This window comes from Tabrizicola sp. (assembly GCF_051645465.1).
Lineage (GTDB): Bacteria > Pseudomonadota > Alphaproteobacteria > Rhodobacterales > Rhodobacteraceae > Tabrizicola.
In genome coordinates, this window is record NZ_JBOFBI010000067.1 from 1 (window position 1) to 10,362 (window position 10,362).

The 10,362-nt window shown below is 65.2% G+C and carries 10 protein-coding genes and 1 pseudogene; 7 read left to right on the plus strand and 4 right to left on the minus strand.

Annotation, left to right across the window (positions count from 1 at the left end; translation table 11 throughout):
• The 4 genes from ACRCSW_RS03890 to ACRCSW_RS03905 form a co-directional block, all read right to left on the minus strand.
• The coding region (locus ACRCSW_RS03890; protein ID WP_438702754.1) for a histidine kinase dimerization/phospho-acceptor domain-containing protein at positions 1-478 on the minus strand (478 nt) is incomplete at its 3' end.
• Positions 466-1,143, minus strand: coding sequence for a response regulator (locus ACRCSW_RS03895; RefSeq protein WP_438702756.1), 678 nt, complete (start codon positions 1,141-1,143; stop codon positions 466-468). The genes ACRCSW_RS03890 and ACRCSW_RS03895, both read right to left, overlap by 13 nt.
• Positions 1,144-1,146: 3 nt before the next feature.
• Positions 1,147-2,643, minus strand: a complete 1,497-nt coding sequence (locus ACRCSW_RS03900; protein ID WP_438702757.1) for a DUF4153 domain-containing protein — start codon at positions 2,641-2,643, stop codon at positions 1,147-1,149.
• A gap of 90 nt (positions 2,644-2,733) precedes the next feature.
• Positions 2,734-3,501 (minus strand): DeoR/GlpR family DNA-binding transcription regulator, encoded by a 768-nt coding sequence (locus ACRCSW_RS03905; protein WP_438702759.1) that lies wholly within the window; start codon positions 3,499-3,501, stop codon positions 2,734-2,736.
• Positions 3,502-3,726: 225 nt separating this feature from the next.
• Between ACRCSW_RS03905 and glpD the strand changes: the two genes are divergently transcribed.
• From glpD to ACRCSW_RS03940, 7 genes and pseudogenes are all read left to right on the plus strand, one after another.
• Positions 3,727-5,340 carry a glycerol-3-phosphate dehydrogenase gene (glpD, locus tag ACRCSW_RS03910; RefSeq protein ID WP_438702767.1) on the plus strand — a complete coding sequence of 538 codons (1,614 nt, stop codon included), beginning with the start codon at positions 3,727-3,729 and terminating at the stop codon, positions 5,338-5,340.
• Positions 5,341-5,349: 9 nt separating this feature from the next.
• Positions 5,350-6,438, plus strand: coding sequence for an ABC transporter ATP-binding protein (locus ACRCSW_RS03915; protein WP_438702761.1), 1,089 nt, complete (start codon positions 5,350-5,352; stop codon positions 6,436-6,438).
• On the plus strand, positions 6,439-7,512 hold the full coding sequence (locus tag ACRCSW_RS03920) for an ABC transporter ATP-binding protein (protein WP_438702763.1): 1,074 nt from the start codon (positions 6,439-6,441) through the stop codon (positions 7,510-7,512).
• A 3-nt stretch (positions 7,513-7,515) separates the two neighbouring features.
• Entirely contained in the window at positions 7,516-8,388 is an 873-nt protein-coding gene (locus ACRCSW_RS03925; protein WP_438702764.1) for a carbohydrate ABC transporter permease, read from the plus strand.
• Complete coding sequence (locus tag ACRCSW_RS03930; RefSeq protein WP_438702769.1) at positions 8,385-9,185, plus strand: carbohydrate ABC transporter permease; 801 nt, start codon at positions 8,385-8,387, stop codon at positions 9,183-9,185. Before ACRCSW_RS03925 ends, ACRCSW_RS03930 begins: the two co-directional genes overlap by 4 nt.
• Positions 9,186-9,348: 163 nt before the next feature.
• Entirely contained in the window at positions 9,349-9,756 is a 408-nt protein-coding gene (locus ACRCSW_RS03935; protein WP_438702766.1) for a DUF2160 domain-containing protein, read from the plus strand.
• 86 nt (positions 9,757-9,842) lie between these two features.
• Positions 9,843-10,362, plus strand: a pseudogene (locus ACRCSW_RS03940) (carbohydrate ABC transporter substrate-binding protein); the annotation flags it as partial.

Sequence of the window (10,362 nt, forward strand, 5' to 3'; positions counted from 1 at the left end):
GCCCCTTCGAGGTCGCGTCCAGCGGCCCGTCCTCCAGCATCTCCACCGCGGCCCGCACCGCCGAAAGGGGGGTCTTCATCTCATGCGTCACATGGTCGGTGAAGCTGCGGATCGTCGCCTCGCGGGCCTGCAGGCGCCCTGCCATGTCAAGCACGCTTTCGCCCAGGTCCCGCAGTTCTTTCGTGCCGTAATGCGCCAGCGGCTCCGGCCGCGCCATCGGATCGCGCCGCAGCCCCGCGGCCCGGTCCGCCAGCGCCGAAATCGGTCGCAAAATCAGCCGGATAAGAAGAAACCCCAGAACCAGCGTCATCAGAAGGATCACACCCCCGACGATCACCGCACCCGCCCGGAACCCGATCACCGGACCCAGATAGCGCAAGGTCACCAGCCCCAGGAACGACAGCCCCAGCGTCCCCAACAGCGCCCCGCCCAGAACCTGCCAAAGCGAGGGGCGCCACTTCCGCTCTATCCGCGGCATGGACCCATCCGCAGGCCGACGCCATGCAGTGTCTCGATCGCATCCGCGCAGCCCGCAAGCGCGAGCTTTTGCCGCAAGTTTCTGAGATGACTGTCCAAAGTCCGGTCCGAGACCGGGCTTCCAGCCCCCCAGACCGTGTCCACCAGATGCGCCCGACCCGTCACCTTCTCGGGCATCTGGATCAGGCTTCGCAGGATCGCCATCTCGGTCCCGGTCAGTGCAACCTCGGTTTCGCCGACCATGCAGGCATGTCTGGCCGGGTCCAGGCTCAGCACCCCGTGCCGCAGTACCGCGCCACCGTTTCCGCCTCGTGTCCGCTTCAGGACCGCCTTGACCCGCGCAACCAGCTCGCGGGGCGAGAAGGGTTTGGTCACATAGTCGTCCGCCCCAAGCTCCAGCCCGATGATGCGGTCAAGCTCGTCATCCCGAGCGGTCAGGAAGATGATCGGCACCTCGGACTTTGCCCTGATCCGGCGGCAGACCTCCAGCCCGTCCACCTCGGGAAGCCCTTGATCCAGGACGATCAGGTCAGGCGCCTCGCGCGCCGCCTGCATCAGTGCGACCTGGCCGTCGGCGGCGGTGACCACCGTGAAGCCCGCGCGTTCCAGCGCGAGCCCCACCAGCGACCGAAGGCGCGGGTCGTCATCCACGACAAGGATCTTCATCCGTCAACTCCGCGCCGGTACCTGCTCCAGATAGCGGCTCACGCGCCAGTTCCGGAAGCCCCAATCGCGCCAGCTTTCGATATCGGGGCGGCTGACCTGGCACTCGATCGAGCCCTCTCCGGGCCGCAACAAAGGGTGATCTGTCATTATCGGATCGACCCCCGACGCGACGATCGCCGCAGCCGCCGTCGGTCCCAGCGCGCAAACATAGGTCCCGTCCACGTCGTCCCGCGCCAGATTCTCGGCCGCTATGATCGCCGCAAAGTTCACGAACGAAGTCAGGTAAAGCACCCCGACCCCCATCGCCGCACAGCGCAGCATCAGCCAGCGGTTCGGCAGGTCGCGCCAGACCTGCCAGCCGGTCAGACCCAGCCCCGCAGCCACCACAGCCATCCATATCCCTGCGTAAATCCGCAGATAGGTCAGGCTGAAAGCGTCGATGTAGTAGTCGAGCCGCATCAGGGCCGCGAAGGTCAGCAGAACGTTCTGGCCCAGCCAGAGCATAAGCAGCACCCGAAGCCGTCGATCCTCACGCGCGAAGGGCCGCGCCGCCAACGCGAACGCCCCGGCCAAAAGCGCCGTCACCAGAAGCGGATAGGCCCCGCGACGCGCGTATTCCGCCGCCGTCATTCCTTCGGGAAGCGTCGTGCCTCCCCACAGATAGACGGCGTCGAGACCGGTCTGCACCGCCAGAAGCACGTTGAAGAGGACCAGCGCCCGGATCACCGCCGCCGCCGTCAGTCCAAGGCTGATGGGCTGCAGCTCGCGTATCGGCAGTGGGGCCACGGGGCGGGGCACCGCAATCAGCGGCCAGATCAGCAACCCTGCGCCCAGCCAGAAGGCCAGGCGGGGGATCAGATCGGCGCTACCGGTCGGGAAGTTCAGAAGCCCGGCCAGAAACTCTTCAAGGATCGGGTTCGCCGCGGCCAATAGACCGAGCAGGACCAGCCCCCCACCCACTGGCAAGGCCCAGGTCCGGGTCAGGCCCGCGAAGGCTTCGCGCGGGCGCGGGAGGCTGGTGATCTCCCGGCTCGCGCGGGTCAGATCGAAAACGCCACGCCAGGGAATTGTCCCTGCCAGCGCCAGCATGCCTTGCCCCAGGGCCACCCTTCCACTCGCCACCCAGACAAGGCTCGCGAGCAGTCCCAGCGTCAGAAACCCCACTGACAACGCCTGCACATATTCGACCACCGGCAATGCGGCGACCGTCAGGAGTAACGCAGGCCGTCCCCAATCGCGCGTGCGGCGCAGCACGACCACGACACCAAAGATCGCTCCCGCGAAGATCGCCAGCGACAGGCCGGTGGCATGGCCGTAGAACAGAAGATCGGCCAGCGCCACCAGCCCGACCAGCGCGGCGAGCGGCCCGCGCCAGCCTTCTGCCCCGCTCCAGCGCCTTTGGTCCGGGACGGGCGGCGCGGCATCGGTCTCGCTGGCCAGCCACCACATGTCGACCAGAAGGGCGCGCGGCACCCCCGGGATGATCAGTTCCTTGCGCATGCTGCCCCCCGGCGTTGTTATGCACTCAGGGTCTCGCACCACCGCTGCGCAGGCCCGCCGCAGGATTTTCGCAGATTTCGTGCAGGCCGCTCAGTCAGGTTTCGCCACCTGAACCTCTGTCCCCCAGCCCTCGCACTTCTGGGCAAGGTCTTCGGGCAGGGGCTGGTCGGTGAAAAGCGTGCTGATCTCGGAAAGCGAGGCCAGCCGTGCCGGCGCCGAGCGGTCAAGTTTGGAGTGGTCCGTCACAAGATAGACCTCGCGCGACTGCTGGATGATCGCCTTCGACACCCGCACCTCGGCCAGATCGAAGTCCAGAAGGTCGCCGTCCCGGTCCAGCGCCGAGACGCCGATCACCGCATAGTCGACTTTGAATTGCTCGAAGAACTGGGTCGTAAGCTCGCCCACCAGACCCCCGTCGGTCCGGCGGAGCGCTCCTCCCGCCACAACGATCTCGCACCCCGGATTGGCGACCAGGATGTTGGCGACATTCATGTTGTTGGTGATCACCGTGATGTTGCGATGCGCCAGAAGCTCGCGCGCCACCGCCTCGGTCGTGGTGCCGAGGTTGAGGATCAGGCTGCAGTTGTCCGGGATCGCCGCAGCGCAGGCCCGCGCAATCGCAGCCTTCGCGCCCTCGTTCATCCGCCGCCGGGCCTCATAGCCGATGTTGGTCACGCCCGTCCGCAGCACCGCACCGCCATGCACCCGGTCCAGATGCCCCGCGTCAGCCAGATCGGACAGATCGCGACGGATGGTCTGCAGCGTCACGTCAAAGCGTTGGGCCAGGTCTTCGACGATCACCCGCCCCTCGGCGCGGGCGAGTTCAAGGATTTCGGTCTGCCGAAAGTTGAGCGCCACGTTCCTTTCCCTTCGCATCCCGCGTTTGCCTCTTCTGCCACGGGAAGCCCGGCCTGTCAGCGGTTTTGTGCTGCGCGCAGGTTTTCGTTTGTTTGCGTTTGCAGAAATCGGCGGCTGCAACTGCAGAAAAACGAGGGGATCACTGCTCGCAGATGTTCGCTTTTACAGAAAGCGCGCCTAAACGAAAGAAAGCCGTTGACTGAATCGCGACAGTTGGCGCAGCTTGTGTCCGGGGGAGGAACTCAAGTGACGGACGGCGTGGCAGGGGTCGCAAGCGACCTCTTCATCATCGGCGGTGGGATCAACGGCTGCGGCATCGCCCGCGACGCCACCGGTCGCGGTCTGACGGTCACGCTCGCCGAACAGGGTGACCTGGCCCAAGGCACATCCTCCGCCTCGACCAAGCTTTTCCACGGCGGCCTGCGCTACCTGGAGTACTTCGAGTTCCGCCTCGTCCGCGAAGCGCTTGAGGAACGCGAAACCCTCCTCGTCGCCATGCCCCACATCTCCTGGCCAATGCGCTTCGTCCTCCCCCTCAGCCCCGACATGCGTTTCGAGTCCGACACACCCACCTCGCGCCTTCTGCGCTGGGTGATGCCCTGGGCCAAGGGCCGCCGCCCCGACTGGCTGATCCGCCTGGGGCTTTTCATGTACGACACGATGGGGGGCCGGAAGATCCTTCCCGCCACCCGTACGCTGGACCTCACCAAGGATCCCGCCGGGAAACCGCTGAAGCAAAGCTTCGCGAAGGCCTTCGAATACTCCGACTGCTGGGTCGAGGATTCGCGCCTTGTCGTCCTGAACGCCCGCGATGCCGAAAAACGCGGCGCGCGGATCATGACCCGCACCCGTGTCGTCAGTGCCGAGCGGCAGGGCGACCTGTGGCACATCACCACCGAAGGCCCGCAGGGGCCGCAGCACCACAAGGCGAAGGCGCTGGTGAACGCGGGTGGGCCGTGGGTCGAGGATGTGATCCGCAACGTCGCCCGCATCAACTCCAGCGAAGGCGTCCGCCTCGTCCGCGGCAGCCATATCGTCACGAAGAAACTCTTCGACCACGACCGCTGCTACTTCTTCCAGGGCACCGATGGGCGGATCATCTTCGCGATCCCCTACGAGCAGGACTTCACCCTGATCGGCACAACCGACAAGGACCACCAGTCCGCCCCCAAGGACGCGAAATGCACGGATGAGGAGCGGGACTATCTCCTCGCCTTCGCCAGCCAGTATTTCGCCAAACCCGTGACCAAGGACGACGTGGTCTGGACCTATTCCGGCGTCCGGCCCCTCTACAACGATGGCGCCAAATCGGCGACGGCGGCGACGCGCGACTATGTCCTCAGCCTTGACCAGAACGGCGCGCCGCTTCTGAACGTCTTCGGTGGCAAGATCACCACCTACCGCCGCCTTGCAGAGAGCGCCTTGGCGAAACTCACGCCCTTCTTCCCGCAAGCGAAGCCTGCCTGGACGGCCCGCGTGGCCCTGCCGGGCGGCGATTTCCCGCATGACGGGGTGGCCGCGCTGACGGCGAAGCTGAAGGCCGAATACCCGTTCCTGACCGCCTACTGGGCCGGTCGCCTGATCCGCGCCTATGGCACCGAAGCGATGGGCATCTTCGGCAAGGCCACCACGCCCGAGGCTTTGGGCCAGGATTTCGGTGCTACACTGACCGAGGCCGAGGTGCGCTGGCTCATGTCACATGAATTCGCGGCGGGGGCGGCCGATGTCGTCTGGCGTCGCTCCAAGCTGGGCCTGCGGATGACCGCCGATCAGATCGAACGGCTGGACCGCTTCATGGCCGATACCGCCTCGCGGGCTGTCAGCCCGGCGGCGGAATAGGGGGACGGAATGACGCTGGAACTGCAGGGCGTATCGCGATCGGTCGGGGGCAGGGTGCATATCCACCCGACCGACCTGCGCCTGGAAAACGGGACGATGAACGTCCTGCTGGGGCCGACGCTTGCCGGGAAAACCAGCCTGATGCGGCTGATGGCGGGCCTCGACAAGCCCTCGACCGGGCGCATCCTCTGGGAAGGCCGCGACGTGACCGGCGTGAAGGTGCAAGCTCGCCACGTCGCGATGGTCTACCAGCAGTTCATCAACTACCCCGGCATGACCGTCTTTGAAAACATCGCCTCGCCCCTGCGCCTGATGGGGCGTCCAGTGGCAGAGATCGACAAGGCCGTCCACCAGACCGCCGAGATGCTGCGCCTTACGCCGATGCTGACCCGCAAACCCTTGGAGCTTTCGGGCGGCCAGCAGCAACGCTGCGCCTTGGCCCGCGCGTTGGTGAAAGGCGCGGGGCTGGTGCTGCTGGACGAACCGCTCGCGAACCTGGACTACAAACTGCGCGAGGAGCTGCGGGTCGAAATTCCCCGCATCTTTGAAGCCTCGGGCGCGATCTTCGTCTATGCCACGACCGAGCCGGAAGAGGCCCTCCTACTCGGCGGCAATACCGCTGCCCTGTGGGAAGGCCGTGTCACCCAGTTCGGCCCGACGCCCGAGGTCTACCGGCTGCCCGGCGACGCCACCACCGCGCGCGTCTTTTCCGACCCGCCGATGAACTTCGTCCCCTGCCGGAAAGAGGCTTCGCGCCTGACGTTCGGCGAAAGCGCCCATGCCGCCGCCAAGGGGCCGACTGCCGATCTGCCCGATGGTTACTACGTCGCAGGCTTCCGGGCGAACCACGTGACCCTGAACCGCCATTCCGGTGAAGCGGTGGAGTTCCGCTGCGCCGTCGGTGCGACCGAGATCACCGGGTCGGAGACCTTTGTCCACCTCACCCATGGCGAGGACCGCTGGGTCGGCCTTGTCCATGGCGTCCATCCCATGCCCGCCGGAACCCAGGCCTCGATCTGGCTCGACCCGGCGCATGTGTACCTCTTCGACAATACGGGCCGCCTGGCCGCGCCCGCCCCTTATGCGATGGCGGCCTGAATGTCCCAGATCACGCTCTCAAAACTCGCACACAGCTACTCGGCGACCCCGAAGTCCGACGCCGATTATGCGCTGAAGGAAATGGACCACGTCTGGCAGGACGGCGGCGCCTACGCGCTCCTCGGCGCCTCGGGCTGCGGCAAGACCACGCTTCTGAACATCATCTCGGGGTTGGTCCACCCGTCACAGGGCCGCGTCCTCTTCGGTGACCGCGACGTGACCAACGCCGCGACGACCGCGCGGAACATCGCGCAGGTGTTTCAGTTCCCGGTCGTCTACGACACCATGTCCGTTCGCGATAACCTCGCCTTCCCGCTTCGCAATCGCGGCATGGACCCCGCCTACATCGCCAAGCGCGTCAACCAGATCGCCCAGATGATCGGGATGGAGGGCATCCTGAACCGGAAGGCCCGCGGTTTGACGGCTGATGCCAAGCAGAAGATCAGCCTTGGCCGCGGCATGGTGCGCGAGGACGTGAACGCGATCCTCTTCGACGAGCCCCTGACCGTGATCGACCCGCATATGAAGTGGGAGCTGCGGACGCAGTTGAAGTCGCTCCACCGCGAGTTCGGCCACACGATGATCTATGTCACCCACGACCAGACCGAGGCCCTGACCTTCGCGCAGAAGGTCGTCGTCATGCACGAAGGCCGCGTAGTGCAGATGGGCACTCCGGAAGAGCTGTTCGAAACCCCGGCGCACACTTTCGTCGGCTACTTCATCGGCTCGCCGGGGATGAACCTGCTCAACGCGGAAATCGCGGGATCCGAGGCGCGGCTAGGCGGCGCCTCGGTGCCCCTGGGTGCGGCCTATGGGCCAACAACGGGCCGCACCCAGATCGGCATCCGCCCGGACTACGTGACGATCTCGGACGAGGGCCTGCCCGTGACCATCAAACGGGTCGAGGACGTAGGCCGTCACCGCATCGTCCGTGCCGAGCTTCAGGGCCAGCCCCTGAACGCCGTCCTGCCGGAAGGCATGACCCTGCCCGGCGCGGACGCCCGCGTCAGCTTCGCGCCCGCCAAGATCAACGTCTACGCGAACGACTGGCGCGTCCAGCCGATGGGGGCCTGAGCGATGGAAAAGACCCAGAACAACAAGGCCTGGTTCCTGGTCCTTCCGGTCCTCGTCCTGGTGGCCTTCTCGGCGATCCTGCCGCTGATGACGGTGGTCAACTACTCGGTCAACGACACCTTCGGACAGAATGAGTTCTTCTGGGCCGGTATCGACTGGTTCGAGGAAATGGTGACCTCCGACCGCCTACACGATGCGCTTCTGCGGCAAATCCTGTTCTCAGCCATCATCCTGGCTATTGAAGTGCCGTTAGGCATCTTCATCGCCCTCAACATGCCGAAAAAGGGCTTCTGGGCCAGCCTGGTCCTGATCCTGATGGCCCTGCCGCTCCTCATCCCCTTCAACGTCGTCGGAACGATCTGGCAGATCTTCGGCCGCGTCGACATCGGCCTTCTGGGCCACACCCTCGCCGCGATGGGCATCGACTACAACTACACCAACGACCCCATCGACGCCTGGATCACCGTCGTCGTCATGGACGTCTGGCACTGGACGTCGCTCGTCGCCCTCCTCTGCTACGCCGGCCTCCAGTCGATCCCCCAGGCCTACTACCAGGCCGCCAAGATCGACCAGGCCACCCGCTGGTCCGTCTTCAGCTACATCGAACTCCCCAAGATGAAGGGCGTCCTTCTCATCGCCGTCCTCCTGCGGTTCATGGACAGCTTCATGATCTACACCGAGCCCTTCGTCGTCACCGGCGGCGGCCCCGGCAACTCCACCACCTTCCTTAGTATCGACCTTGCCAAGATGGCCACCGGCCAGTTCGACCTCGGCCCCGCCGCCGCTTTCTCGATCATGTACTTCCTCGTCATCCTCCTGATCTCATGGGTCTTCTACACCGTCATGACCAACCTTGACCGTGAGGAGAACCGCTGATGCGCCCCTCCGCCATAGTCATGACCCTTTACCTGCTGTTCCTGCTGATCCCGATCTACTGGCTGATCAACATGAGCCTGAAGACCAACGCCGAGATCACCGGCACCTTCACCCTCTTCCCCGCGAACCTCACGTTCCGGAACTACATGGTCATCCTGACCGACCCCAGCTGGTACATGGGCTACGTCAACTCGATGATCTACGTGACCCTGAACGTGGTCATCTCGATCACCGTGGCGCTGCCCGCCGCCTACGCCTTCAGCCGCTACAACTTCATGGGCGACAAGCACCTGTTCTTCTGGCTCCTGACCAACCGCATGGCCCCCCCGGCCGTCTTCGCGCTGCCGTTCTTCCAGCTCTACTCCGCGATGAACCTGATCGACACCCACATCGCCGTGGCCCTTGCCCACTGCCTCTTCAACGTGCCGCTGGCGGTCTGGATCCTCGAAGGCTTCATGCGCGGGGTCCCAAAGGAGATCGACGAGACCGCCTACATCGACGGTTACTCCTTCCCGCGCTTCTTCGTGAAGATCTTCATGCCCCTCATCGCCTCCGGCATCGGCGTCGCCGCCTTCTTCTGCTTCATGTTCAGCTGGGTCGAGCTTCTCCTGAGCCGCACCCTCACCACCACCGACGCCAAACCCATCGCCGCCACGATGACCCGCACGGTCAGCGCAAGCGGCATGGACTGGGGCGTCCTCGCCGCCGCCGGGGTCCTGACCATCGTACCGGGAGCGCTCGTGATCTACTTCGTCCGCAACTACATCGCCAAGGGCTTCGCCCTGGGGAGGGTATGATGATGACCCGAGGAACCCCCCACCCCCATCCCCTCCCCACCAGGGGGAGGGGGGCCGCAAACCCCGCCTTTCTTCCCGCCGCCGGCGACAAGCGCCTCCCCTCCCCCCCGTGGGGAGGGGCCGGGGGTGGGGGGCTCCCGACGAGAGCCAAGGGGCAAACGCCATGACAGCCACCCGCTGGACCACGATCTACCTCACCCTCGCCCTCGTCATGGGGGCCATCCTCGCGCTCCTCCTCTGGGCCGTCCCCGTCGACGACGAGGGCGTCCGCGAGTGGACCGGCCAGCTAATTCCCTTCTTCTGGATGGCCTGGACCTTCCCCGTCGCACTCTTCTTCTGGTGTATCGCGAGCCTTCTGATCATCATGACGCTGCTCGCGATCCGCTTCCCCGAAACCCCCCGTGTCGGCGTCCTGCGGATCGAGACGACCCGTGGCGACCGGCTCTTCATCTCGCTTCTGGGCTCGGCCTTCATCCATTTGGCCTGGCTCTTCTTTGCGGGCCCCGACATTCTCTGGGGCGCGCTTATCCTCTCCCTCGTCTACGCCGCAGCGGTCTTCCGCTGGGTCTGACGGGGGCACTTACGGCCTCGGGGCGGGCAATCTCCGCCCCGGGGAAAAGCAAAACCAAACGTCTCACATTTCTTGGGAGGAATCACATGAGACTACGTTCAACCGCAACAGCCATGGCGCTTGCGCTCATGGCCATGCAGGCCCCCGCCTGGGCCGACATCGAGGCGGCGAAAGCCTTCCTCGATGCCGAAATCGGCGAACTCAGCTCGCTGGACCGCGCCGCGCAGGAAGCGGAACTGCAGTGGTTCATCGACGCGGCCAAGCCCTATGCGGGCATGGAAATCAAGGTCGTCTCGGAAACCATCGGCACCCATGAATATGAGGCCAAGGTCCTCGCCCCGGCGTTCGAGGCGATCACCGGCATCAAGGTGACGCACGACCTGATCGGCGAAGGCGACGTCGTCGAAAAGCTGCAGACGCAGATGCAGACCGGCGAGAACATTTATGACGCGTATATCAACGACAGCGACCTGATCGGCACCCACTGGCGCTATCAGCAGGCCCGCAACCTGACCGACTGGATGGCAGGCGACGGCGCTGCGGTCACGAACCCGAACCTCGATCTGGCCGACTTCATCGGCCTGTCGTTCACCACCGGTCCGGACG